Origin of the sequence: Limnohabitans planktonicus II-D5 (genome assembly GCF_001270065.2) — a bacterium.
GTDB lineage: Bacteria > Pseudomonadota > Gammaproteobacteria > Burkholderiales > Burkholderiaceae_C > Limnohabitans_A > Limnohabitans_A planktonicus.
The window spans coordinates 35,512-61,677 of record NZ_LFYT02000011.1; the positions used below are offsets into that span (position 1 = coordinate 35,512).

The window sequence follows — 26,166 nt, forward strand, 5'->3', positions numbered from 1 at the left end:
CAGGTCCCTGAATTCAACGCTTGAGTGAGTTTGGGTTTGTCTTTGTCTTCGAGGCTGAGCGCAGTTGCGACACCGTTGCCCATGCCGGGCATACCCCAGCCCGCGGAGAAAAGCTGGGCGCATGTCATGCACATACAGGCTGGCGCGTATCGGAGGCTTGTCTTGCCAGGTCTTGTCGACCCGGCAGAACGCTTCATGCCGGCGACAACCAGCGTTTGAGCATGGCGGGCGCAGGTGGCCCGATCACCTTTTGGGTTTGGCCTTTGGCGTCCACCAGCACCACATAAGGCGTCACGTTGGGCCAAGCCGGATCGACCGCTTGGCGAATGGCGGGCTCGAAGCCGTCAAAGGCGTACATCTGCGTCATGCCCTTGAAGTGGGTGGCGTGGCGCAGTGCCTGCTGACCGGCCACATCCATCATGACGGCGTTCAGTTCGACATGTCTTTCGGGTTTGTCTTTGCGCTGTTGCACCGCTTTGTGCAGCACTGCAAACGCAGCAGGGCAGGTGCTGCAATACGAGGTGGTGAACAAATAAGCCGCAGGGCGTGGGCCGTGTTGCAAGGCATGCGCCCAGGTTTTCTCGTCGAAAGGCAGTACCGTGCGCTGGGCGGCTGGCTTGGCTTGTCCCTGTGGGTGTGCGTGGTGGTGTGCTTGCGCCCAAACCGCCGAGGCACTCAGGGACAGCACGACAGTGCAGATGGCGCGTGCCGTGGTTTTAAAAACGGAGTTCATGGACTTGCGTCTCCTGTGTGTTGCGCCAAACCACCACCATGCGTGGGCCACTTTGGGCCAAGCGAGGGTGATCGTTGTAGCCCGTGGCTTGGCCCAAGGTTTTGAGGGTGAAATGTTGCCCGCCATCGGTGGATAGCCAGGCTTTGAGCGTTGTCAGAGCGCCTTCGCTGCTGCGCCAAACCACGGCAACGGTGGGGCCATGGGCCAGCACATCGGCATGCTCAGCACGCGGATCGGGCAGCACGCGCAGGGTCTCGGGCAAGGGCTCGCCCTGGGCATTCAGCCGGGCATAGCGCACGGCGGCCTGGTCTTGCCCAGCCACTTTGCGGATGCCAAACCAGACAGTGTGGTAACCCGAAGTTCCTGCGTGGAGTGCCAAACCGGGGCCGTGGTGCGGGCAGGCGTTGATCTGCCAGTCGTCAAGCGTGCTGCGGGTGATGCGATTAGCCGGGGCACCGACGCTGGCAAAAGCATGGTCGCGGATGCTGCCCTCAAACACATGCCGCCAGGTGGCTTGCAACTGGCCTTGCGGGTTGCGGGCCAGGCCAATGCGGCAGCACTCACACGAGTGGTCGGCCAGCTTGGTGTCGGGGCCAAAGGTCTGGCCGCCGTCTTTGGACTCGTTGCGGTAAATCGCAGCGCCTGCATATTTTTGCGCTGAGCCTTTGGGCGGCTGGTCGCGCTTGTCCACCCACAGCGTGTGCAGCACACCCTGCGCGTCAAAGGCCACCGAATCAAATCGGTGGGTGATTTCCTGCCGATCCTGGTGCACGGTGAATGGGGCGCTGAACGTTTGCCCGCCATCGCTGCTGCGCAGCATGCGGATGAAGCCGGTGTAAGGCTTGGCCAGCGGCATGGTGTAGCTGATCACCGCCCAGCCTTGGGGGCCAAATACTATTTTGGGGCGGCTTTCGCCATCGGCCGCAATAGGGTCGGCTCCGGTGTTCAGGATGCGTGCTTCGCTCCACTGCAAAGCAGCGCCCAAAGGTGTGCTTTGCACAAAGAGTTGCGCTTGTGCATTCAAGCCGACCACCCACAAACGGCCATCAGGCGCAATGGCTGCGCCTGTGGCCAGTTGCGGGCGCTGGTGGCGGTGCTGTGAAGTCGCAGCAGGTTTGCTGGATTCCTTGGCAGCCTCTTGCGCCCCAGCCTGCGGCACCACACACAGCCAAGCCATCGCCAGGCCCAACACGACACACCAACGGTTCAAAAATTTCATGGACTTCTCTTCCAAAGGGGGGAAATTGAATGATCGATTCGGCCTTGTTAAGTTTTCAATGCGCAAAGATGTTGTAGGTCGGCGGTCGAAGACTCCGACAGGGGCCTGTGCCCAAACCCACCATGTCGGACTCTGCGAGTACCGACCTACAAGATGACATGTCTCACTCATTTCAAACTTCAGCGTGCCAGATCCATATGGATTCGACCCCGTGAAGTTTGCAATGCGCAACGATGTTGTAGGTCGGCGGTCGAAGATTACGGCAGGGGCCTGTGCCCAAACCCACCATGTCGGACTCTGCGAGTACCGACCTACAAGATGACATGTCTCACGCATTTCAAACTTCAGCGTGCCGGCTCCATATGGATTCGGCCCCGTGAAGTTTTCAATGCGCAAAGATGTTGTAGGTCGGCGGTCGAAGACTCCGACAGGGGCCTGTGCCCAAAACCACCATGTCGGACTCTGCGAGTACCGACCTACCAGATGACATGTCTCACTCATTTCAAACTTCAGCGTGACGGCTCCATATGGATTCGGCCCCGTGAAGTTTGCAATGCGCAAAGATGTTGTAGGTCGGCGGTCGAAGACTCCGACAGGGGTCTGTGCCCAAACCCACCATGTCGGACTCTGCGAGTACCGACCTGCGCGATGACATGTCGCAAAGATGTCGTAGGTCGGCGGTCGAAGACCCCGACATGGGGCCTGTGCCCCAACCCACCATGTCGGACTCTGCCAGTGCCAACCTACGAGAGGCCATTTCTCTGATTTCAAACTTCAGCGCACCGGATCAATCATGCCGACCGACGGGCGCAACCGTTTTTTAAAGGCGGCGTCCCTGTATCAAACGCACCAAAACCACCACCACGGCTATGACCAGAAGAATGTGGATGAACCCGCCCATGGTGTAGGAAGACACCAAGCCCACCAACCACAGCACCAGCAAAATAACGGCAATTGTTTCAAGCATGGTGGCAACTCACTTCTTGGGTTTGTTTTTGGGCTTGTCAACTTCATGACCGATCACACCGCCCACGGCGGCACCGCCCACTGTCCCCGCCGTGCTGCCGCCGGTCAGGATGGAACCCCCAACGGCACCCACCCCAGCGCCAATGGCGGTGTTTTTTTCCTGCTGGGTCATGCCTGCGCAGGCGGCCAAGCCCATGGCTGCCATGGTGAGCGCCAAAGCGCCGGTGATTCGAAGAGTGTGTGGCTTTGACATGGTTGAACTCCTTTTGTCTGGATCGGTGAAAGCTTGACCCCTGCCCGCACCAACACAGTGCCCGCAGACCAAGCCAATTGAGCATAGGAACTGCCGATTGGAATGTCTGTGCCCCCGCACACCTTGGCAACACAAGCGCCTGTATCCCCCAGATGCAGTGCACAACCCCGCCCACGTCAAATTCTGCAAGTGCCCACCTGCAACGCCAGCGCCACAACGAAAAACGCACCCGAAGGTGCGTCAAAGTTGGATGAACTTTTGAAAAACCGCGTCAAAACGGGATGTCGTCGTCCATATCGTCAAAGTTGCTGGCCGCTGGCTTGGGTGCCGGGGCCGTGGCCGGGCGCTGGGCGGCGGGTGCACCGGCCGGGCGCGCTGCCGGGGCTGACTGGCGTGGGGCGTAACCGCCACCGTCTTCACCGCCCGAAGGACCACCCATGCCTTGGCGGCCGCCCAGCATCTGCATGGTTTCGCCCCGGATTTCGGTGGCGAATTTCTCAATGCCGTCTTTGTCGGTGTACTTGCGGGTGCGCAAGCTGCCTTCGACATAGACCTGGCTGCCTTTTTTCAGGTACTGACCCGCGATTTCGGCCAGCTTGCCAAAAAAGCTGATGCGGTGCCACTCGGTGGCCTCCTTCACCTCGCCAGTGGCTTTGTCTTTGTAGCGGTCGGTCGTGGCCACGTTGATGTTGCTCACAGCGTCGCCAGAGGGCAGGTAACGGGTTTCGGGATCGCGGCCCAGATTGCCGACGATGATGACTTTGTTGACGGATGCCATGAAAAACTCCTCGAATAAGCGTGAATTATGCGGCCTTTATACAGCCGGTTGTACCGGGGCCAAGACGCGTGCAGCGCGTCCTGGGGTCTGCATGGGCCAGGCCACCACCAGCCAAACCAGCATGGCCGCCGCGCAAGCCAAAAACAGCGCGGGACTGCCCCATTTTTTAACCAAGGCACCGCCCAGCCAGCCACCTGCAAAAAAGCCCAGCGACTGCAGCGTGTTGTACACCCCCATGGCCGCGCCGCGCACTTCGCTGGTGGCCAGACGTGAAGCCATACTGGGCTGGATGGCTTCAAGCACGTTGAAACCGCAGAAAAACGCAAACATCAAGGCCGCCATGGGCCACAAGTGCGCCGTGGCTGTCGATTGCAACAACAATCCCAGCTGCACCAGTGCAATCAGCGCAATGGCGGACAAGAACACCTTTTTAAGATGTCCGCGCCGCTCCATGACGAAGACGCCGCCCATCAACACAAACGAGGCCAGCACAGCGGGCAAATACACATGCCAATGCTCTGCCTTGGGCAAGCCAGCCTGCACCAACATGGCAGGCACCGCCACCCACATGGCCAACTGCACGGCGTGCAACACAAACACCCCGAAGTTCAGCCGCAACAGACCGGGGTGGCGCAGTACGTTGGTGAGGCTGCCTCGCCCTTTGGCAATCAAGGGTGGCGGGGCCGCAGGCGTGACCCAGACCACCACGATCACCCCCAATAAGGCCAGGATGCCGGTCAACACAAACAAGCCCGACAGGCCAATGGTTGCCGCCAGCAAGGGCGCGACCACCAAAGACAGCGCAAACATCAGACCAATGCTGGCCCCGACCATGGCCATGGCCTTGGTGCGCACCTCGTCGCGTGTCAAGTCGGCCAGCAAGGCGGTCACCGCCGCAGACACCGCCCCGGCACCTTGCAGGCTGCGCCCCAGCAGCAAACCGGTCAAGTCGGTGGCACCAGCCGCCCAAAAACTGCCCAGTGCAAAAATGATCAAGCCCAGCACGATCACCCGCTTGCGCCCGAACCGGTCCGACGCCATGCCAAAAGGCAGCTGCAAAAAGGCCTGCGTCAGCCCATAAATGCCCATGGCCAGCCCCAGCAAGGCCGGGTCTTCGCCACCCGGGTATTGGCGTGCTTCCAGCGCAAACACAGGCAACACCAAAAACAAGCCCAGCATGCGCAGGGCAAAAATCGAGGCCAGTGAGGTGCTGGCGCGGCGCTCCAAGGGCGTCATCGCGGTGGATGGCAGCGCAGCGGCGGCAGTAATGGCTGGGGATGGGGTCACTGGAACAAGACAGGGCGCGAATTTGGAAAAGCGGTGATTGTCCCTGATTGGCGATCCCACCTGTCAAAAACAAGACTGGCGGGGATAATCAAAGGTTTTGCCGACTGAGCCCCTTTGCCGTGACTTCAGACCCGAATTTTTCACTGCCCGACCACGAGAACGACCGCTATCTGGGCGCTGCCCTGCGGCAGACCCACATCAGCGTGCGCGGGGCGCGCACCCACAACCTGAAAAACATCGACCTGGACATCCCGCGCAACCAGCTGGTGGTGATCACGGGGCTGTCGGGCTCGGGCAAATCCAGCCTGGCCTTTGACACGCTGTACGCCGAAGGCCAGCGCCGCTATGTGGAAAGCCTGTCGGCCTATGCGCGGCAGTTTTTGCAACTGATGGACAAGCCCGATGTGGACCTGATCGAGGGCCTGTCGCCCGCGATTTCCATCGAGCAAAAAGCCACCAGCCACAACCCGCGCTCCACCGTGGGCACGGTGACCGAGATTCACGACTACCTGCGCTTGTTGTATGCCCGCGCCGGCACGCCCTATTGCCCCGACCACAATTTACCTTTGCAAGCGCAGACCGTGAGCCAAATGGTGGACGCCGTGCTGGCCCTGCCCGAAGACACCAAGCTGATGATCTTGGCACCCATTGCGCGTGAGAAAAAAGGCGAGTTTGAAAAAGTCTTTGAGCAAATGCAGGCCCTGGGCTATGTGCGCTTTCGCATCAATGGCAAGACGGTGGAAGTGGAAGACCTGCCCACCCTCAAGAAAACCGAGAAACACAACATCGACGTGGTGGTGGACCGCATCAAAGTCAGGTCGGAAGAGGATGCGAAGGCCAGAGACGCCCTGCGCCAGCGACTGGCCGAAAGCTTTGAAGCCGCGCTGCACCTGGCCGAGCACCGCGCTGTGGCGCTGGAGATGGACACAGGAAAAGAACACCTGTTCAACGCCAAGTTTTCATGCCCGGTGTGCACCTATTCCATCAGCGAGCTGGAGCCGCGGCTATTCTCGTTCAACTCGCCCATGGGCGCGTGCCCGACTTGCGACGGCATTGGCAGCATGGCGTTTTTTGACCCGGATCGGGTGGTGGCCTTCCCTTCGCTCAGTTTGGCCAGTGGTGCCATCAAGGGCTGGGACCGGCGCAACGGGTTTTACTTCAGCATGCTCGAAAGCCTGGCCAAGCATTACCAGTTCGACATCGAAACGCCATTCGAGAAACTCGCGCCCATCCATCAACAGGTGTTGCTGCAAGGCTCGGGGCTGGAAGAAATCAAGTTCAGCTACACCATGGAGTCAGGGGCTTCGCAGGGCAAAAAGGTCAGCAAAAAACACCCGTTTGAGGGGATCATCCCCAACATGACGCGGCGCTACCGCGAGACAGACTCGGCCGTGGTGCGCGAAGACCTGGCCCGCTACCGCAACATGCAGGCCTGCACCAGCTGCCACGGCACCCGCTTGCGGCGCGAAGCCCGCCATGTGCGCATTGGTGAAGGCGATCAAGCCCGCGCCATTTACGAGATCAGCCACATCACCCTGGGCGAGTCGCAGCAGTACTTTCAGGGCCTGAAAATGCACGGGGCCAAGGCCGAGATCGCCGACAAGGTGGTGCGCGAAATCGCGCTGCGCCTGAAGTTTTTGAACGATGTGGGCCTGAATTATTTGAGCCTGGACCGCAGCGCCGACACCTTATCCGGCGGCGAATCGCAACGCATCCGCCTGGCCAGCCAGATCGGGTCAGGGCTCACGGGCGTGATGTATGTGCTCGACGAGCCCAGCATCGGATTGCACCAGCGCGACAACGACCGCCTGATCGGCACGCTGCAACACCTGCGCGACATTGGCAACAGCGTGCTGGTGGTCGAACACGACGAAGACATGATCCGCGTGGCCGACCACGTCATCGACATGGGGCCTGGCGCGGGCGTACACGGCGGGCGCGTGATGGCGCAAGGCACTTGCGCCGACATTTTGGCTGCGCCCGATTCGGTCACCGGCCAGTACATGTCAGGCCGCAAAAAGATCGAGATTCCGAAGCGCCACAAGGCGGGCAAAGACTTCATCGAGATCGTGGGCGCATCGGGCAATAACCTGAAAAGCGTGAACGTGAAGTTTCCCGTGGGCTTGCTCACTTGCGTGACGGGTGTCTCAGGCTCGGGCAAATCCACTTTGGTCAACGACACGCTTTACACCGCTGCCGCGCACCAGATCCACCGCGCGCACGACGAAGCTGCTGCGCACGAAGCCATCTTGGGTCTGGAGCACTTCGACAAAGTCATCAACGTGGACCAGTCGCCCATTGGCCGCACGCCGCGCAGCAACCCCGCCACCTACACGGGCCTGTTCACCCACATCCGAGAGCTGATGGCCGAAGTGCCCGCCGCCCGTGAGCGCGGCTATGGCCCGGGGCGTTTCAGCTTCAACGTGACCGGTGGCCGCTGCGAGGCTTGCCAGGGCGACGGCATGGTGAAGGTGGAGATGCACTTTTTGCCCGACGTGTACGTGCCCTGCGACGTGTGCCACGGCATGCGCTACAACCGCGAAACGCTGGAGGTGCAATACAAGGGCCAGAACATCGCGCAGATTTTGAACATGACGGTGGAGACGGCATATGCATTTTTCAGCGCCGTGCCCAACATCGCCCGCAAACTGCAAACCCTGCTGGACGTGGGCCTGACCTACATCCGTCTGGGCCAAAGCGCCACCACCTTGTCAGGCGGCGAGGCGCAACGCGTCAAGCTCGCGCTCGAATTGTCCAAGCGCGACACCGGCCGCACCCTGTACATATTGGACGAACCCACCACCGGCCTGCACTTTGCCGACATCGACCTGCTGCTCAAAGTGCTGCACCAACTGCGCGACGCGGGCAACACCATCGTCATCATCGAGCACAACCTCGACGTGATCAAAACCGCCGACTGGCTGATCGACATGGGGCCTGAAGGCGGCGCAGGCGGCGGCACGGTACTGGGCGAAGGCACCCCCGAGCAACTGGCCAAAAACAAGGCGAGCTTCACGGGGCATTATTTGGCGCGATTGCTCAAGGCGTAAAAAATGGACGACATGAAAATGATTTGGCGCGATTCACTCGAATCCGTGGACTGGAGCGAACTGTCTGCCTTGTATCTGGCTGCCCCACTTGGAATCAAACCAGCCAAAAACCTGAAAACTGTGTTCAGCAACAGCATGTTTCGATGCTTTGCATACGACGATGGACGTTTGGTTGGTGCAGGTCGTGTTTTGGCGGACGGGGCAGACTGCGCTTACCTCTGCGATGTGGCAGTTTTACCCAGCTATCAAGGTACGGGGCTCGGCAAAGCCATCGTTCGTCGGCTGGTAGCGCTCTCACAAGGCCACCAAAAAATCATTATTTACGCAGTCCCCGGAAAAGAAGACTTTTACCGTGGACTGGGTTTTCACTCGATGAATACAGCCATGGCGATTTTCAAAGACGAAGCCGCTGCTATAGCCAGGGGCTACATCGCTGATCGTTAGCACCCTCCTTGAACACCCGCCATGTGATGTAAGCCGTGTCTTCACCCCGATTTGAACCATCTCGAAAACTTCAAACACCCATGAAAACTGTCATCCGTGCTTTCTTCAGAACCCTGCGCATCGTGTTGGGTCCGTTCATGCTCCTCAAAGAGCGCCTGACCCAGCCCACCGGCGTGGTGCGAGAACCTGTGGCGCAAGCCAGCGTAGATCAGCAATGCCAAAGCCTGGCGCTGTACCAGTTCAGCACCTGCCCGTTTTGCATCAAGGTGCGCCAGGAAATGCGTCGCCTGTCCTTGCCCATTGAAAAACGCGACGCTCAGCACAACAGCGCTCACCGCGATGAGTTGCTGCAAGGCAGCGGCGCGACAAAAGTGCCCTGCCTGAAGATCACCGAAGCCAACGGTCAAATCCGCTGGCTGCAAGACTCGGGGGCCATTGTGGCCTATCTGCGCGAGCGCTTTGCAGCGCCTCATGATCCGGCCCGATGAAGTCTGAAATTTTTTGCACGGTTAACCCGTAGGTCGGCACTCGCAGAGTCCGACGTTTGTCCGCTTCGGCACAAACCCCATGTCGGGGCTGAAGCCACCGACCTACAAATACATGACCCCGTAGGTCGGCAACAGACACATGGACCCCGTAGGTCGGCACTCGCAGAGTCCGACGTTTGTCCGCTTCGGCACAAGCCCCATGTCGGGGCTGAAGCCACCGACCTACAAATACATGGCCCCCGAAGGTCGGCAACAAATACATGGCCCCCGAAGTTCAGCAACAGATACAAGGACCTCGTAGGTCGGCACTCGCAGAGTCCGACGTTTGTCCGCTTCGGCACAAACCCCATGTCGGGGCTGAAGCCACCGACCTACAAATACATAGAGCCCGTAGATCGGCAACAGACACATGGACCCCGTAGGTCGGCACTCGCAGAGTCCGACGTTTGTCCGCTTCGGCACAAGCCCCATGTCGGGGCTGAAGCCACCGAACGACAAAGCTCATAACCATTAAAGACTGCTCAAGGTCGGAGCACGAAGAAACCATCATGAAAAAACGCAGCCGCATTGGACATGCCAAAGCGCTGCGTTTTTCTTGTTAGCCCTGACGGGCCTGTCCCACTCAATACACCGGCTGATGCTGCTTCAAGCTGGCGATGACTTCCGCCGTCAGCGCAAAGCCCTGGCCGTATGCGGCAGCCAGTTCAGCACAACGCTTGGCAAACTCATCCACCCCTTGGCCGTAGATGAACTGCAGCGCACCACCCGTCCATGCCGGAAAACCGATGCCGAAGATCGAGCCGATGTTGCCGTCGTGCACCGAGGTCAGCACGCCTTCTTGCAGGCAGCGGGCGGTTTCCACGGCTTGGCGGTACAGCAGGCGGTCTTTGATGTCTTGCTGGCTATAGGCCACATCAGCTTTTTCAAAACGGGTTTTCAGTTCAGGCCACAGCACTTTTTTCTGACCAGCGGGGTAGTCGTAAAAACCACCGCCTGCGGCGCGGCCGGGGCGCTTGAGTTCTTTGACCATGCGCTCGACCAGCAGTTCACCGGGTGTGGCGGTGTGGGTTTTGCCTTCTTTGGCGAAGTCTTCGCGGGTTTGGTCCAGCACATGCACCGACAAAGACAGCGCCGTTTCGTCCAGCACCGCCAGCGGGCCGACGGGCATGCCCACTTGCATGGCCAGGTTTTCGATCACGGGGGCGGGGATGCCCTCGCCCAGCATGGCCGCGCCTTCCATCACAAAGGTGCCAAAGGTGCGGCTGGTGTAAAAGCCACGCGAGTCGTTCACCACAATCGGCAGCTTGCCCAGCGCCTGCACGTAGTCGTACGCACGGGCGATAGTCTCGTCGTCGGTCTGCGCGCCACGAATGATCTCCACCAGCTGCATCTTGTCCACCGGACTGAAGAAATGGATGCCGACGAATTTCTCGGGCTTGGCGCTGGCTGTGGCCAAGCCGCTGATGGGCAAGGTGGAGGTGTTGCTGGCAAAGAAGCCGCCTTCGGCCAACATGGGTTCGGCCTCTTGCGTGACACGGGCTTTGAGTTCGCGGTTTTCAAACACGGCTTCGATGATCAGGTCGCAGCCTTTCAGGTCTGCTGCGCTGGCCGTGGGCTGGATGAGTGACAACAAGGCCGCTTGTTTGTCTGCGGCCATGCGGCCTTTGTCCACGCGCTTTTGCGTGAGCTTGTGGCTGTAGGCCTTGCCTTTTTCAGCGGCTTCCAAGCTCACGTCTTTGAGCACGGTGGCGATGCCCCGGCTGGCTTGTGAATACGCAATGCCCGAGCCCATCATGCCCGCGCCCAGGATGCCCACTTTTTGCGGCTTGTAACGCGGTGCAGCCTTGGGGCGGCTTTGGCCGCCCTTGATGCTGTTCATGTTGAAGAAGAAGGTGTTGATCATGTTGCGCGCCACCTGGCTGGTCATGAGACCTGCGAGGTAACGGCTTTCGATGCGCATGGCGGTGTCAAAGTCCACCATCGCGCCTTCGACCATGGCGGCCAGCGCCGCTTCGGGTGCTGGATAAAGGCCACGTGTTTTTTGTTTGAGCACTGCAGGGGCCACACTCAGCATGCCCGCGATCTTGGGGTTGCTCGGCGTGCCGCCGGGCATTTTGTAGTCCTTGCGGTCCCACAAGTGTTGGGCCGCTTCGGGCTGGCCTTGCGATGCCGCAATGTGCGCCAAAGCGCGAGGGCGCAGCTGGTCGTCACTGGCCACGATCTCGTGCACCAGGCCGAGCTTTTGCGCCTCTTCGGGGCCAAAGAGTTTGCTCTCCAGCACATAGGGCTGCGCGGCCAGCAGGCCCAGTTGGCGCGTCATCTTGGTGATGCCGCCGCCGCCAGGAATCAAGCCCAGCGTGACTTCGGGCAAGCCAAATTGTGTTTTGGGGTTGGCCGTGGCGATGCGGTGGTGGCCGATGAGCGCCACTTCCCAGCCGCCGCCCAGCGCCGTGCCGTTCAGGCAGCTGACCACGGGCACGCCCAGCGTCTCGATGGTGCGAAAAGCTTTCTTGATGCCTTCGATCTCGACAAAGACACGCGGGCCGTCCGAGGCTTGCGAGCGCATCACGCCTTTGAGGTCGGCCCCCGCAAAAAAGGTGGACTTGGCCGAGGCCAGGATGATGCCTTGGATGCTGGCTTTGTCTTTGAGGACTTGCTCGGCTGCTTGAGTCAAGTCGGCCTGCCATTGCAGGCACATGGTGTTGACCGGCGAGCCTTGCTCGTCAAAGGTGATGGTGGCGATGCCGTCCACCAGTTCGTAGCGCAGTGTTTTCAAAATCATGATGGTGTCTCCCCGGTCAAACGCGTTCAACGATGGTGGCAATGCCCATGCCGCCGCCCACGCACAAAGTGGCCAAGCCGTAGCGCAACTTGCGGCGGTGCAGCTCGTCGATCAGGATGCCAATGATCATCGCACCCGTGGCCCCGAGAGGGTGGCCCATGGCAATGGCACCGCCGTTCACGTTCACTTTGTCGTGCGGGACATGCATCTCTTGCATGAACTTCATGGGCACGGCGGCAAAGGCTTCGTTCACCTCGAACAAATCGATCTGGTCAATCGAAAGGCCCGCCTTGGCCAGCGCCTTGCGGGCCGCTGGCATGGGGCCTGTCAGCATGATGGTGGGGTCAGCGCCCGACAAAGCCACCGACACGATGCGGGCGCGTGGTGTGAGGCCGTGTGTTTTGCCCGCGGCTTCCGAGCCGATGAGCACCGCTGCTGCGCCGTCCACGATGCCGGACGAGTTGCCTGCGTGGTGCACATGGTGGATGCGCTCGACCTGTGGGTAACGCTGCAAGGCCACCGCGTCAAAGCCCATCGCGCCCAGTTGTTCAAACGATGCTTTGAGGCCGCCCAGTGTTTCCACCGTGGTGCTGGGTTTGATGAATTCGTCTTTCGCCAGGATGACCTGGCCCAGCTTGTCTTTGACCGGCACGACCGAGCCATCGAAGTAGCCCGCAGCCCGCGCTGCCGTGGCGCGCTTTTGCGACTCCACCGCGAAGGCATCCACATCGTGGCGGCTGAAGCCACTCATGGTGGCAATCAAATCTGCGCCAATGCCTTGGGGCACAAACAGCGTGGCGCTGTTGGTTTCAGGGTCTTGCGCCCAAGCGCCACCGTCCGAGCCGATCGGCACGCGGCTCATGCTTTCCAGGCCACCGGCCACGACCAGGTCTTCCCAGCCGCTGCGCACTTTCATGGCGGCCATGTTGACCGCTTCCAGGCCAGAGGCGCAAAAGCGGTTGAGCTGCACGCCCGAACAGCGCCAGTCCCAACCGGCTGCCAGCGCCGCCACTTTGGGGATGACCGAGCCTTGCTCGCCAATGGGCGAGACCACGCCCATGACCACGTCGTCCACCGCTGCGGTGTCAAACTGGTTGCGGCTTTGCAGCTCGCGCAGCACGCCACTGAGCAAACTGATGGGCTTGACTTCGTGCAGGCTGCCGTCTTTCTTGCCTTTGCCACGCGGTGTGCGTATGGCGTCGTAAACAAATGCTTCACTCATGCTGTCTCCTAGGGGTCATTTGGGGGTTAGCCCGCTGTTGTGAGGTTTGCCTTTCAGTATAGACTTTTACCAAGCAAACGCTTTGTAAAAATACCAAACCCCAAGTCTTGAAGGTGACACCATGATTGAACGCACACTGTTTTCCGCCGACCACGAAGCCTTTCGCGACAGCTTTCGCCGCTTCATGGACAAGGAAATCGCCCCCCACCACGACGCCTGGGAAGAACAAGGCTATGTGGACCGCGCCGTGTGGGACAAGGCCGGTGAAAACGGCTTTTTGTGCATGACCCTGCCCGAGGCCTATGGCGGCTCAGACGCTGACAAGCTGTATTCGGTGGTGCAGATGGAGGAACTCTCACGCGCAGGCTTCACCGGCATCGGCTACGGCCTGCACAGCGAGATCGTGGCCCCATACATCCTGCATTACGGCACCGAAGCACAAAAGCAAAAGTACCTGCCCAAGCTGGCGAGCGGGGAAATGGTGGGCGCGATTGCCATGAGCGAACCGGCTGCAGGCTCGGACCTGCAGGGCGTGAAAACTACCGCCATGCTGCAAGCGGACGGCACGTATTTGATCAACGGCAGCAAGACCTTCATCACCAACGGCTGGCACGCCGACTTGGTCATCCTCGTGGCCAAGACCGACCCGGCTGCGGGTGCCAAGGGCACCAGCTTGTTCTTGATCGAGCGCGGCATGCCCGGCTTTGAAAAAGGCAAGCGCCTCAAAAAGCTGGGCCTCAAAGCGCAGGACACGTCTGAATTGTTTTTTGACAACGTCAAGGTCAGCGCCGACCAACTGCTGGGCGGCACCGCCATGCAGGGCAAGGGCTTCATTTGCCTGATGGAGCAACTGCCTTGGGAGCGCCTGCAAATCGCGATTGGCGGCATCGCCGCTGCGCAAGCGGCCATCGACTGGACGGTGCAATACGTGAAGGACCGCAAGGTGTTTGGCCAGGCCGTGGGCAATTACCAGAACACCCGCTACACCCTGGCCGAGCTGCAAACCGAGGTGCAAGTCGCCCGCGTGTTCGTGGACAAGTGCAGTGAGCTGCTGCTGCAAGACAAGCTCGACACGGCAACGGCCAGCATGGCCAAGTACTGGTGCACCGACTTGCAATGCAAAGTCATGGACGAGTGCGTGCAGCTGCACGGCGGCTACGGCTACATGTGGGAATACCCCATCACCCGCGCCTATGCCGACGCCCGCGTGCAACGCATCTACGGCGGCACCAACGAGATCATGAAAGAAGTGATTTCGCGCAGCATGGGTTTGTCGGGGCGCTGAAAGTGCCATCGCCAGCGAACATGATGTTGGATTTTTGTAGGCGCTTGCCTGCAAGCGATCACCCCTGGATCACGCTCGCTCATTGCCAGCAGGGCTGGTTCCTACACATGACAAATAAGCCAGCATGACTGAGCTGGCAGAACCCAAACGCGCGCGGGGTCGCCCCAAAAAAACCGAGGGCGAACGGGACGACGGGAACCGCCGCCAGGCGCTGATCTCTGCTGCGGCACAGCTGTTTCACCTCAAGGGCTATGACGCTACCAGCACCCGCGAAATTGCGGCGCAGGTGGGCATGCAAGCGGGTTCGCCCTTTTATCACTTTGGCAACAAGCAAGACCTGCTGCTGGCCGTGATGGTGGAAGGCATGAAGCAGGCCATTGAGAGACAAAGGGCTGCCTGTGCAGCGCAAGGCAAAGACCTGAGCGCCCGCGAACAATTGCGCACCCTGATCCGCAACCAGTTCGATGTGCTGCTCGGGCCTGACAGCGATTTCATTCCGGTGATGCTGTACGAATGGCGTTCGCTGAACGACGCACAGCGCCAAACCATCACGCGCATCAAAGACGACTACGAAGCGGCCTGGACGCCCGTGCTGCAAGCCCTGCACGATACAGGCCAGCTGCAAGCGCCCGTGGGCCTGGCCCGACTCATGATTTTTGGTGCCCTGAATTGGTCGGTGCAGTGGTATGAAGCCCCCAGCACCACATCCCCAAGTTCGCCCACCCGACGCGCCACGCTGGACGAATTGACCGAATCCGCATTGCAGCTTTTTTTGCCCGACCGCGCCGCAGCTGCTGCGACGTGAACGATCCCCACACACCCGGAGACACACCATGCAATACACCCACGAACACCGCGAAATCCAGAACACGCTCAAGCGCTTCATCGAAGCCGAAATCAACCCCCATGTGGACGAGTGGGAAGCAGCCGAGATTTTCCCCGCGCACGAGGTCTTCAAGAAGATGGGCAACTTGGGCCTCTTGGGCCTGACCAAGCCCGAGGCCTTTGGCGGTGCGGGGCTGGACTATTCGTACAGCCTGGCCATGGCGGAGGCCCTGGGGCATATTGACTGCGGCGGCATCCCCATGGCCATTGGCGTGCAGACCGACATGGCCACACCTGCACTGGCCCGTTTTGGCAGCGATGAATTGCGTGCACAGTTTCTGGCCCCGGCCATTGCGGGTGACATGGTGGGCTGTATCGGCGTGAGCGAGCCCGGTGCGGGCAGTGATGTGGCGGGCATCAAGACCGTGGCCCGCAAGGACGGGGACGACTACGTGATCAGCGGCCAGAAGATGTGGATCACCAACAGCTTGCAGGCCGACTGGATGTGCATGCTGGTCAATACGGGAGAAGGTCCCATCCACAAAAACAAAAGCCTGGTCATGGTGCCCATGCGCGAGAACGGCAAGCTGCTGCCCGGCATCGAGGTGGGCAAGAAGATCAAGAAGATCGGCATGAACAGCAGCGACACGGGCTTGATTTATTTTGACGAAGTGCGCGTGCCCCAGCGCTACCGCATCGGCGCAGAAGGCCAGGGCTTCATCTACCAAATGCAGCAGTTTCAGGAAGAGCGCCTGTGGTGCGCGGCGAGCACGCTGCAGTCGCTGACCAACTGCATTCAGTGGACGGTGGAGTGGGCGCAAGAGCGCAAGCTGTTTGGCAGCACACTGGCAGACCAGCAGTGGGTGCAGTTCAAGCTGGCCGAACTCAAAGCCGACGTAGAGAGCCTGCGCGCCCTGACTTACCAGGCTTGCGAACACTACATCGCTGGCGAAGACGTGACCGAATGGGCCACCATGGCCAAACTCAAAGCGGGGCGCCTGAACCGCACGGTGCCTGACACCTGTCTGCAGTTTTGGGGCGGCATGGGCTTCACCTGGGAGAACAAGGTCTCGCGCATGTACCGCGATGGGCGTCTCGCCTCGATCGGCGGCGGCGCAGACGAGGTCATGCTGGGCATCTTGGCCAAGATGATGGGCATTGCCAAGCGGCCGCAAAAATGAGCTGCAAGGCCTGTTGATTCAGTGCCAAGGCGTTTGGGCACACCTGGCCTCTGACCCGGTGAGGCATCAGGCCAGCGCGCCGCGCACATCACTCGGCAAGCACAGCGGTTGTTTGGTCTGTTCATCGTGGTGCAAGCAGTCTTGGCTGTGGGCTGCTTCAATCAAAGATGTCGTGCAGCCAGGATTTCTTGCGTTTGTAGGCGTCACGATCACCAAATCCATAACGCCCATCCCCATAGGTCTGTGTGTGCGGTTGAGCCGCAGCAGGCTGGGGCGCATGGGGCACAGGCGCGGCTTGCGCAGGGCTGGCTGCAAGGGCGCGGTCTAGCAGTTTGTCCAGTTCGCCGCGATCGAGCCAGATGCCCCTGCATGCAGGGCAATAGTCAATTTCAACACCTTGGCGCTCGGCCATGACCAGGGGTGTGTCGGTGCAAGTAGGGCATTTCATGATGACTCCTTTGAATTTGGACAGGCGCAGCATGTGATTGGCTTGTTGGTGGATTCCCTTGCTTCATTTGTCAGTGCAGAACCGTCCGAAAAACGGGCTAGTTGCCATTGAAGCCAGCACTGTCATGGCGCAAGGTGGGTCAACTTTATGCAGGTCAAGCACAAAGAAAAAGAAGACAATGACTGATCAATCCTCTTAAAAAATCTGCCCATGCGCACCACCTTCAACTACAAGCACTTGTATTACTTCTGGGTCGTTGCCAAGGAAGGCGGCATCACCCGCGCTGCTGACAAACTCGACATGGCCGTGCAAACGGTGAGTGCCCAAGTGCGAGAACTGGAGCGTTCGCTGGGGTATGCCCTGCTCAAACCGGCGGGTCGTGGACTGGCTTTGACCGATGCCGGACTGGCGGCCATGCAACAAGCCGACCAGATTTTTCAGCTGGGCGAAGATCTGCCCGCCAAGGTGCGAGATGCCGTGAGCTCGCCCACCGTGCGGCTGGCCGCAGGCATCTCGGACGGACTGCCCAAGCTGGTCGTGCGCCGCCTGATGCAGCCTGTGATGGGCGAGCCGAATTTGCGCTTGTTGTGCCACGAGGGCGAGTTTGACGAACTGTTGGGCGACTTGGCCTTGCACCGTTTGGACGTGGTGCTCTCAGACCGCCCGGCGCCGAGTAACGCCAACATCAAGCTTTACAACCACGCACTGGGCTCATCGGCTGTGTCTTGGTACGGCAGTGCAGCCCTGGTCAAGTCGGCCAAAAAGAGTTTTCCAGCCAGCCTGTCCGATGTGCCGGTGCTGCTGCCCACCGGTCACACGGCCGTGCGCACTCGGCTGGACCATTGGTTTGAGCACCACGGCGTCACGCCGCGCATCGTGGGCGAGTTTGAAGACAGCGCCCTGCTCAAGACCTTTGGCGAAAGCGGCATGGGCGTGTTTCCAGCGGCCGAATGGGTACACGACGAATTGTTGGCCCACTACGATGTGCAGCGCCTGGGGCCTTGCGAGGGTGTGAAAGAAAACTTCTTCGCGATTGGCACCGAAAAGAAAGTGCAGCATCCACTGGTGCAGCGCCTCTTGCAGGCCAGCGTCTCGGCCCATTGAGACACCAGCTTCAGACGTAAAAAAAGCCCCCAGGGCTTTTGACCCTGGAGGCTTGTTCACGAACGCAGCGCCTCAGGTTTTGGCCGAGCGCACACTCAGCAACATGGTCGCGGCCAAGATGCCCACCACCACACCCAGCGAGACGCCCACGGGAATCTTGAACACATCGATCAAGCACATCTTGGTACCGATGAACACCAGGATCACAGCCAAACCGTAGTTGAGCAAGTGGAACTTGTTGGCCACAGCCGCCAGCAAGAAGTACATGGCACGCAAACCCAAGATGGCGAACACGTTGCTGGTCAAGACGATGAAGGGGTCCGAGGTGATCGCAAAAATCGCCGGGATCGAATCCACTGCAAAGATCACATCGGTCAAGGCGATCAGGCAGATCACCATGAACAGCGGCGTGGCGATCTTCTTGCCGTTTTCCACCGTCCAGAAGTTTTCACCATCGTAGTTTTTGCTGACCGGCAACACCTTGCGCAGCAACTTGAGTGCGGGGTTGTCTTCCAGATCAGGCTCCTTGCCAGCAGCCCACCACATCTTCACACCCGTGAGGATCAGGAAAGCACCGAACACATACAGCACCCAGTGGAACTCGGCCAGCAACCAGCCCCCCACCAAAATCATCACCGTGCGCAGCACGATGGCACCGATGATGCCGATCATGAGCACACGTTTCTGGAAATTAGTGGGCACAGCAAAGTAGGTGAAGATCATCAGGAAGACAAAAATATTGTCCACCGCGAGTGATTTCTCGATCAGATAGCCGGTCAGGAATTCCAAGGACTTGGTGTTCGCTAACTCCAACGATCCTGTCGTGTCCTTGATGGCCCACCAAAACAGGCCGTTGAACAAAAAGCTCAAGGCGATCCAGATCAGGGACCAGTTGAGCGCCTCCTTGACGCCGATGTCGTGCGCGCCTTGCTTTTTGAGCACCACAAAATCCACAAACAGCGACACCAGCACAATGGCCACGAATGTGGCCCAAAGCCACAGGGGAGCAATGGTTTCCATTTCTTACCTCTTTCTTGTTCAAGACACTCTGAAAGCCGAATCGATCTGTCAAATGTTGCGAAGCTGTAGTCGGACACCCGACAGAACGATGGACTTGAAGGCCTCTATTTTTACTGAATAAAACTACCAATCATTCTTATAAAAACAGAATATCACACTGAATTTTCTTGCTGTTTTCTGAAGGCCTGCGTGGGCACCATGCCTTCTCTACCCCCTGAACGAATCATGTCTTTCTTCAAAACCCTGTATTCCTCCCTGAAAAAGACCATGCCCACGCGTGAATCACTGGCACAGCACCCTTGGCTGCGCCCGGTGGCACACCATCTGCTCAATCCTCAGCTGTGGCGGCTACAGCGCGAGTCGGTGGCACGCGGCGTGGCCATCGGCACCTTTTGGGCCTTCGTGATCCCCTTGGGACAAACTTTTGTGGCCGCTGCCCACTGCACCTGGTGGCGCGGCAATATTCCCGCTGCGGCCATCATGACGATGTTGACCAACCCTTTGACGTTCGGTTTTTGGCTCTGGCTGGCCTACCCTGTAGGCAACATGGTTCTGGGGATGCCTGTGCCCGCACAAGCCTTGCCCGATACAGACTGGGCGCACAGCCTACAAGAGGTCGGCGGCCCGGTGTTGCTGGGCATGGGCATTTTTGGCCTGGGCGGCGCAGCCCTTGGCTATCTGCTGGTCAAACTCAGCTGGCGGCTACGTGTGGCGCTCAGGCGCCACCAATCCAACTCAGGAGTTTGAACCTGTTGATACGGCACGCTGAAGTTTGAACTGTGTGAGACATGCCATCTTGTCGGCACTCGCAGAGTCCGACATTTTGGTTCTGCACAGGCCCCATGTCGGGGTCTTCGACCGCCGACCTACAACAATGTGTGAGACATCGCCATCTCGTAGGTCGGCACTCGAAGAGTCCGACGTTATGGGTTTTGGCACAGGCCCATGTCGGAGTCTTCGACCGCCAACCTACAACAAGGTGTGAGGCTTCTCATCATGTAGGTCGGCACTCGAAGAGTCCGACGTTATGGGTTTTGGCACAGGCCCATGTCGGAGTCTTCGACCGCCGACCTCCAACATCTTTGAGCATTGAACTCTTCACAGGGCTGAATCAATTGCAAACGCATTTGACCGCTTTGAACCCGCTGGAAACCCCTGGGCAACGCCCTCGGGCGCTTTGAACTGCGTTTTCCAGGTTGAAAGTCCGTTAGAAGTTCGGCCCGCCAAACAAAAACCGCCAGACCCTTGCGGGCACTGGCGGTTTTTTCATGCAGCTAAAGCTGCAAGCTTTACTTCTTGTCGCTGAAGTAGCCCGAGGTCACTTTCCAGCGGCCGTCGGTGATTTGCGACATGCGCGAGGCGTTGCTGCCCAAACGCTTGGTGGCGGTGAAGGTCATCTCGCCTGTGCCGAAAATATCGGGTGGGATCACCATGGTGTCCATGGCCTTGATGATGCTCTCTGTGGTCACATTGGCACCCGATTTTTCAATGGCGCGCAAGAATGCGTCAATGGCGTTGTAGCCGTAGACCGAGAACACGGTCGGGTCTTCGTTGAACTTGGTCTTGTACTTGTTGGCCCAAAAACGGATGGGCTGTGCGGCCTCGTCCAGGTAGGGGTGCTGGGTCGACATGGTGGAATAAAAGCCATTCATGGCGGGGCCACCCAACTTGTGAATCAGGTCGGTATATGACGCGCTCGAACCGAGGAAGGTCGGGTTGAAACCCAGGCGACGTGCCGTGGCGATGCCGCCAATGGTTTCGCGGATGATGGTGCCCATGACCACGAAGTCGCACTTGGACGAGGCCAGCTTTTGCATCTGCGAAGCAAAGTCGGTGGCACCGCGTTTGTAGGTGGTGACTTCGGCGAACTGCATGCCCATGCTCTTGAGCCCTTCTTCGGCACCACGGAACACCTCCAAACCGAATTCATCGTCCTGGTGCATGGCGCAGATTTGCTTGGCGTTCTTTTCCTTCACCAAAATCGGCACACCCAGACGCATCTGGTCGTAGTAGGTGGCGGCAAAAGAGTACTTGAGCTTGTGGAAGGGCTCGTACATTTCACGCGCAGCCGTGACCGGGAAGAAGTTGATCACGTTCTTCTGGAACTGCACCGGCATGGCGGCCATGTTTTGCGCCGTGCCAATGTGGCCGATCATGGCGAAAATTTTGTCCTGGTTGACCAGCTTTTGCGCGGCCAGCACGGCGCGGCGGGGGTCATAGGCTGAGTCTTCGACCAGCAGCTTGAACTTGCGGCCATTGATGCCGCCTTGCTCGTTGGCTTCGTCCACGCGCAGCATCATGCCCAGGCGCACTTGCTTGCCAAAGCCCGCCAACGGGCCAGACAAGTCCTGGATCGAGCCGAGCACGATTTCGTTTTTGGACACGCCTTGCGTCTGGGCCATGGCCGCGCCAGCGGTCAGGGCCATCGCGGCAGCGATCAGGCTGAGTTTGAGTTTCATGGTGCAAGTCTCCTGTTGTGGTGATTGGGGATGGAATCAGCGGTACATCGCCTCGATTTGTGGCGCGTATTTCTTCTCGACCAGTTTGCGCTTGAGTTTCATCGTTGGCGTGAGTTCTTCGTCTTCGGCGCTCAGTTGGGTGTCCAGCAGCCAGAATTTCTTGATCTGCTCGACGCGTGCGAACTTCTTGTTGACCCGATCCAGCTCGGCCTGAATCAGGCTTTGCACCTCGGCGCTGTGCGTCAGGCTGGCGTAGTTGGAGAAAGGCACATCGTTGTCCTGTGCATATTTCTCGACGTTCTCTTGGTCGATCATGACGATCACGGTCAGGTAAGGCCGTTTGTCGCCAATGACCACCGCGTCGGTGACGTAGGGCGAAAATTTCAATTCGTTTTCCAACTCGCTGGGTGTGATGTTCTTGCCGCCAGCCGTGATGATGATGTCTTTCATCCGGTCCGTGATGCGGAAAAACCCTTCCTCATCCACCACGCCCACATCGCCCGTGTGCAGCCAGCCGTCGGCATCAATGGTCTCGGCGGTTTTTTCAGGCAAGTTCAGGTAGCCCATGAACACATTGGGGCCGCGCACCAGAATTTCGCTGGTCACCGGGTCCAGACGCATTTCGTTGTACTCGGCCGCCGGACCAATCGAGCCGGGTTTGATGCGGTCAGCGGGCACACCTGAGGCCGCACCGCAGGTTTCGGTCATGCCCCAGACTTCGAGCATGGGCAAGCCCAGCGCCAAATACCAGCGTACCAAATCGGGTGAAATGGGCGCAGCACCGGTCACCAAAAAGCGTGCACGGTGGATGCCGATCATCTTGCGCACGTTGTTGAGCGCCAACAAACGCGCCACATGAAAACGCAGTTTGATGCTGGCGGGCACCGGCTTTTGCGCCAGCACCAAATCGGCCACTTGCTGGCCCACGCCAATCCCCCAGCCATACACCGCTTGCTGCAAGCCGCCCGCTTCCTTGAGCGCGATCATCACGCCCGAGTAGAACTTTTCCCACACACGGGGCACAGCGGTGAACACGGTGGGCGCGATTTCGCGCACGTTTTCGGGCACGGTTTCGGGGTTCTCGACAAAGTTGAGCTTGGCACCGGTGTACATCGAGAAATACTCGCCACCCATGCGTTCGGCGATGTGGCACAAGGGCAAAAAGCACATGCACTCGTCGCGCTCGTCGCGGGCAATCAGCGTGTTGTAACCGCGCACGGTGTAGACCAGGCCGTGGTGGCTGTGCATGCCGCCCTTGGGCTTGCCTGTGGTGCCCGAGGTGTAGACCAAAATGGCCAGATCTTCAGGCTTGCAGGCAGCGCTGCGATGCGCGAGCATGTCGGGGTGTTGCTGGGCGTGTTCACGGCCCAGGGCGCGCAGGTCTTTCAGGCTGATGACCTGAGGGTCATGGAAGTCACGCAGACCGTCCATGTCGAACACCACGATCTTTTGCAGCAAAGGCAAAGTGTCACGTACGGCCAAGGCTTTGTCGAGCTGCTCGTCGTCTTCGACAAACAGCACGCGGGTGCCCGAGTCTTCACACAGGTAATGCACCTGCTCGGCCGCGTCGGTCGGGTAAATGCCGTTGGACACACCACCGGCGCTCAGCACGGCCAGATCGCACAGCACCCAATCGATGTTGGTGTTGGACAGGATGGAGGCGGTGTGCCGCGCCTCAAAGCCCAGCGCCATCAGGCCATGACCGATCTCGCGCACAGCCTGGGCGGTCTGGTTCCAGGTCCAGCTGCGCCAGATGCCAAAGTCTTTTTGGCGCATCCACACGTTCGGGCCGCGTGCGGCCACCGCGTTCCAGAAGATGGCGGGGATGGTCTCTCCTGCCATGACGACATTTTTTTGCGGCGCAATGCCGGAGGTGTCCCAGAGTTGGCTCATGTCTTATCTCCAGGTTTTCTTCTTTTTCCAACGGCGATCGGCGCGCACGCCTTCTTCCTTCATACCCAAGTAGAACTCCTTGATGTCCTCTTTTTCACGCAAGCGTGCGCAGGTGTCTTCCATCACGATGCGGCCGTTTTCCAGCACATAACCGTAGTCTGAAGCGTTGAGGGCCATGTTGGCGTTTTGCTCGACCAGCAAGATGGTGGTGCCACGTTCGCGGTTGATGCGCACCACGATCTCGAAGATTTCCTTGGTCAGCTTGGGACTCAGGCCCAAGCTGGGTTCGTCCAGCAAGATCAGGTCGGGGTTGGCCATGAGCGCCCGGCTGATCGCCAGCATCTGCTGCTGCCCACCTGAGAGCAAGCCCGCGTCTTGCGCAGCGCGTTCCCGCAGGATGGGGAAGTAGTTGTACACGGCTTCCATGTCGCGTGCCACGCCGTCGCGGTCCTTGCGGGTGTAGGCCCCCATGAGCAGGTTGTCGCGAATCGACAGCAGCGGAAACACCTCGCGCCCTTCAGGCACATGCATCAGGCCGCGCTGCACGATGATGGCTGGGTCTTGCGCGGTGATGCTTTGGCCCTTGAACTCGATCGAGCCCTTGCGCGGGTCGATGATGCCGCTGATGGTTTTCAAGATGGTGGTCTTGCCGGCGCCATTGGAGCCGAGCACGGTGGCGATCTCGCCACGCCGCACCTGCAGGCTCACGCCGCGAATCGCCTTGATCGGGCCGTAGGCGCTTTCCACGTTGAGCAGCTTGAGCATGACATTGTCATCGGCTGCCTCGGACGCCGTGTTCAGGGTCTGGGTCGCTGCGCTCATGCGGCACCTCCGGGCACGTAGTTTTCACGGCGCAAGGCAGACACGTCGTCCACCGATCCCAAATAGGCTTCGATGACGCCGGGGTCGCTTTGCACCTGGCTGGGCGTACCGGTGGCGAGTTCTTCACCCTGGCTCATGGCCAGCACACGATCCGACACTTTGGAGACCAGGCTCATGTCGTGTTCGACCATGAGCACGGTGATGCCCAGCTCGTTTTTGATGTCCGAGATCCAGAAGGCCATGTCTTCGGTTTCCTCGACGTTCAGGCCTGACGAAGGCTCATCGAGCAACAGCAGCTTGGGCTCGGTGCACAGGGCACGGGCCAGCTCGACCACTTTGCGCACGCCATAAGGCAAGCCCGCCACCATCGAGTCACGGTGGTGTTGCAGGTCCAGAAAATCAATGACTTCCTCGACTTTTTCACGGGCTTCTATCTCACCCGCACGGGTTTTACGGGTGAAGAACATTTCGCTCCACAGCCCGGTTTGGCGGTGCGTGTGACGACCGATCAAGAGGTTTTGCAGCACAGTGGCGTGCTCGAACAACTCGATGTTCTGGAAGGTGCGGGCAATGCCCAAACCGGCAATCTGGTGCGGCGGCTGATCGGTCAGGCGCAGCGTGCCTTGTGGCCCGGCGTAATCGATCACCCCCGTGGTGGGCGTGTAGATGCGGCTGATCAGGTTGAACACAGTGGTCTTGCCAGCCCCGTTAGGGCCGATCAGGGTAAAGACCTCGCCGCGCTTGACGTCGAAGCTGACCTTGTTCACGGCCAGCACGCCGCCAAAGCGCACGCTCAGGTTTTGAGCGGATAAAAGGATGTCTGCGTTCATTTCAGGCGGTCCGACTTCTGGAATGATTTTTGGCGCTTGAACAGGCCACGGCGGTAAAAAGGAAACAGCTGGAACCAGGTGCGCACCTTGAGCCAACGGCCATACAAGCCCATGGGTTCAAACAGCACAAAGGCGATCAGCACCATGCCATACACCGTGCCCTGCAAACCGGCGGCACCGCTAATGGCTGCTGGCAAAAAGTCTTTGCCCAGCGAGATCAGCTGCGGCATGACGATCAGGAAAATCGCGCCGAGGAAAGCCCCGTGGATTGAACCCAAACCGCCAATCACCACCATCAGCAACAAGTCAATCGACTGGATGATGCTGAACTGCTCGGGCGAGAGGAACTGGATTTTGTGCGCATACAAAGCGCCGCCAATGCCCGCCAGTGCGGCCGACAAAGCAAAGGACAGCGTCTTGTAACGCGCCAGATGAATGCCCATGCTTTGCGCCGAAATTTCGGAGTCGCGGATGGCCACAAAGGCACGGCCAGTGGACGAGCGCAACAGGTTGACGATGGCCAGCGTGGCCCCCACGGTGACCAGCAGGCACAGAAAATAAAACTCTTCGGTAGTGTCCAGCGTCCAGCCGCCAATCGCCGGATAACCCACCGACAAACCGGCGTTGCCGCCCGTCACCTTTTCCCAACGGGCCATACCTTCTTCGACGATGAAGCCGAACGCGAGCGTGGCCATTCCAAGGTAAATGCCTTTGACGCGCAGCGCTGGCAAACCCACGATGATGCCCACGATGGCCGAGAACACGCCCGCGCACACCAGCGCCAGCGGAAACGGCACCCCGGCATTGACCATGACCGCCTGGGTGTAAGCCCCCACGCCCAAAAAGGCAGCGTGGCCCAGCGAGAACAAGCCGGTAAAGCCTGCCAGCAGCATCAGGCCCAGGCCTACCACCGCGTAGATCAACACAAAGGTCAGCTGGGCCAGCCAGTACTCGGGCACAGCCCAAGGCGCGACCACCAAAAAGACGGCCAGCAGGCTGTACCAGAAGACGTGGCCACCGTGCTTGGCCAGCTTCACGTCCTGGTTGTAATCGGTTTTGAATATGAAACGCATGCCG

At 59.5% G+C, this 26,166-nt stretch carries 23 protein-coding genes; 8 read left to right on the forward strand and 15 right to left on the reverse strand.

Annotated features, from left to right (window positions below; translation table 11 throughout):
* Positions 1-193 precede the first annotated feature (193 nt).
* The 6 genes from H663_RS30645 to H663_RS30670 form a co-directional block, all read right to left on the reverse strand.
* Complete coding sequence (locus tag H663_RS30645; protein WP_053172596.1) at positions 194-733, reverse strand: hypothetical protein; 540 nt, start codon at positions 731-733, stop codon at positions 194-196.
* Complete coding sequence (locus H663_RS30650; RefSeq protein WP_240620487.1) at positions 717-1,952, reverse strand: hypothetical protein; 1,236 nt, start codon at positions 1,950-1,952, stop codon at positions 717-719. The genes H663_RS30645 and H663_RS30650 overlap by 17 nt, the downstream gene beginning before the upstream one ends.
* 820 nt (positions 1,953-2,772) lie before the next feature.
* Positions 2,773-2,919, reverse strand: a complete 147-nt coding sequence (locus tag H663_RS30655; protein ID WP_116695853.1) for a lmo0937 family membrane protein — start codon at positions 2,917-2,919, stop codon at positions 2,773-2,775.
* 9 nt (positions 2,920-2,928) lie between these two features.
* Positions 2,929-3,171, reverse strand: coding sequence for a glycine zipper 2TM domain-containing protein (locus H663_RS30660; protein ID WP_053172114.1), 243 nt, complete (start codon positions 3,169-3,171; stop codon positions 2,929-2,931).
* A 271-nt stretch (positions 3,172-3,442) separates the two neighbouring features.
* On the reverse strand, positions 3,443-3,949 hold the full coding sequence (ssb, locus tag H663_RS30665; RefSeq protein ID WP_053172112.1) for a single-stranded DNA-binding protein: 507 nt from the start codon (positions 3,947-3,949) through the stop codon (positions 3,443-3,445).
* A gap of 36 nt (positions 3,950-3,985) precedes the next feature.
* A complete protein-coding gene (locus H663_RS30670; protein WP_053172110.1) occupies positions 3,986-5,185 on the reverse strand; it encodes an MFS transporter in 1,200 nt (399 codons plus the stop codon).
* A 170-nt stretch (positions 5,186-5,355) separates the two neighbouring features.
* On the opposite strand from H663_RS30670, the gene uvrA reads away from it, so the two are divergent.
* From uvrA to H663_RS30685, 3 genes are all read left to right on the forward strand, one after another.
* Entirely contained in the window at positions 5,356-8,286 is a 2,931-nt protein-coding gene (gene uvrA, locus H663_RS30675; protein WP_165803901.1) for an excinuclease ABC subunit UvrA, read from the forward strand.
* Between the two features lie 3 nt (positions 8,287-8,289).
* A complete protein-coding gene (locus tag H663_RS30680) occupies positions 8,290-8,730 on the forward strand; it encodes a GNAT family N-acetyltransferase (RefSeq protein WP_338067170.1) in 441 nt (146 codons plus the stop codon).
* An 80-nt stretch (positions 8,731-8,810) separates the two neighbouring features.
* Positions 8,811-9,218: a glutaredoxin family protein gene (locus H663_RS30685; protein ID WP_053172108.1), complete on the forward strand. Its 408-nt coding sequence runs from the start codon at positions 8,811-8,813 to the stop codon at positions 9,216-9,218.
* A 622-nt stretch (positions 9,219-9,840) separates the two neighbouring features.
* Here H663_RS30685 and H663_RS30690 read toward each other — a convergent pair.
* The gene (locus H663_RS30690; protein ID WP_053172197.1) at positions 9,841-11,994 is read right to left on the reverse strand and encodes a 3-hydroxyacyl-CoA dehydrogenase NAD-binding domain-containing protein; all 2,154 of its coding nucleotides are present in this window, start codon (positions 11,992-11,994) and stop codon (positions 9,841-9,843) included.
* Between the two features lie 22 nt (positions 11,995-12,016).
* Positions 12,017-13,222 carry an acetyl-CoA C-acetyltransferase gene (locus tag H663_RS30695; protein ID WP_053172107.1) on the reverse strand — a complete coding sequence of 402 codons (1,206 nt, stop codon included), beginning with the start codon at positions 13,220-13,222 and terminating at the stop codon, positions 12,017-12,019.
* Positions 13,223-13,343: 121 nt separating this feature from the next.
* Between H663_RS30695 and H663_RS30700 the strand changes: the two genes are divergently transcribed.
* From H663_RS30700 to H663_RS30710, 3 genes are all read left to right on the forward strand, one after another.
* Complete coding sequence (locus H663_RS30700) at positions 13,344-14,507, forward strand: acyl-CoA dehydrogenase family protein (protein WP_053172105.1); 1,164 nt, start codon at positions 13,344-13,346, stop codon at positions 14,505-14,507.
* Positions 14,508-14,631: 124 nt separating this feature from the next.
* Positions 14,632-15,312, forward strand: coding sequence for a TetR/AcrR family transcriptional regulator (locus H663_RS30705; RefSeq protein WP_053172103.1), 681 nt, complete (start codon positions 14,632-14,634; stop codon positions 15,310-15,312).
* Between the two features lie 28 nt (positions 15,313-15,340).
* On the forward strand, positions 15,341-16,513 hold the full coding sequence (locus tag H663_RS30710; protein WP_053172101.1) for an acyl-CoA dehydrogenase family protein: 1,173 nt from the start codon (positions 15,341-15,343) through the stop codon (positions 16,511-16,513).
* A 157-nt stretch (positions 16,514-16,670) separates the two neighbouring features.
* Here H663_RS30710 and H663_RS30715 read toward each other — a convergent pair whose 3' ends face one another.
* Positions 16,671-16,961 carry a TFIIB-type zinc ribbon-containing protein gene (locus H663_RS30715; RefSeq protein ID WP_053172196.1) on the reverse strand — a complete coding sequence of 97 codons (291 nt, stop codon included), beginning with the start codon at positions 16,959-16,961 and terminating at the stop codon, positions 16,671-16,673.
* A 210-nt stretch (positions 16,962-17,171) separates the two neighbouring features.
* On the opposite strand from H663_RS30715, the gene H663_RS30720 reads away from it, so the two are divergent.
* On the forward strand, positions 17,172-18,065 hold the full coding sequence (locus H663_RS30720) for a LysR family transcriptional regulator (RefSeq protein ID WP_053172099.1): 894 nt from the start codon (positions 17,172-17,174) through the stop codon (positions 18,063-18,065).
* A 72-nt stretch (positions 18,066-18,137) separates the two neighbouring features.
* Here H663_RS30720 and H663_RS30725 read toward each other — a convergent pair whose 3' ends face one another.
* Positions 18,138-19,085 carry a TerC family protein gene (locus H663_RS30725; protein ID WP_053172097.1) on the reverse strand — a complete coding sequence of 316 codons (948 nt, stop codon included), beginning with the start codon at positions 19,083-19,085 and terminating at the stop codon, positions 18,138-18,140.
* 225 nt (positions 19,086-19,310) lie between these two features.
* Between H663_RS30725 and H663_RS30730 the strand changes: the two genes are divergently transcribed.
* A complete protein-coding gene (locus tag H663_RS30730) occupies positions 19,311-19,832 on the forward strand; it encodes a DUF2062 domain-containing protein (protein ID WP_053172095.1) in 522 nt (173 codons plus the stop codon).
* Positions 19,833-20,374: 542 nt separating this feature from the next.
* Here H663_RS30730 and H663_RS30735 read toward each other — a convergent pair.
* Genes H663_RS30735 through H663_RS30755 form a run of 5 tightly spaced genes read right to left on the reverse strand, consistent with a single transcriptional unit; the run spans position 20,375 to position 26,162 of the window.
* A complete protein-coding gene (locus H663_RS30735; RefSeq protein WP_053172093.1) occupies positions 20,375-21,544 on the reverse strand; it encodes an ABC transporter substrate-binding protein in 1,170 nt (389 codons plus the stop codon).
* A gap of 36 nt (positions 21,545-21,580) precedes the next feature.
* The gene (locus H663_RS30740) at positions 21,581-23,437 is read right to left on the reverse strand and encodes an AMP-dependent synthetase/ligase (RefSeq protein ID WP_053172091.1); all 1,857 of its coding nucleotides are present in this window, start codon (positions 23,435-23,437) and stop codon (positions 21,581-21,583) included.
* Between the two features lie 3 nt (positions 23,438-23,440).
* Entirely contained in the window at positions 23,441-24,259 is an 819-nt protein-coding gene (locus tag H663_RS30745) for an ABC transporter ATP-binding protein (RefSeq protein WP_053172089.1), read from the reverse strand.
* Entirely contained in the window at positions 24,256-25,089 is an 834-nt protein-coding gene (locus tag H663_RS30750; protein ID WP_053172087.1) for an ABC transporter ATP-binding protein, read from the reverse strand. The genes H663_RS30745 and H663_RS30750 overlap by 4 nt, the downstream gene beginning before the upstream one ends.
* Positions 25,086-26,162, reverse strand: coding sequence for a branched-chain amino acid ABC transporter permease (locus H663_RS30755; RefSeq protein ID WP_053172085.1), 1,077 nt, complete (start codon positions 26,160-26,162; stop codon positions 25,086-25,088). Before H663_RS30755 ends, H663_RS30750 begins: the two co-directional genes overlap by 4 nt.
* Positions 26,163-26,166: the final 4 nt, after the last annotated feature.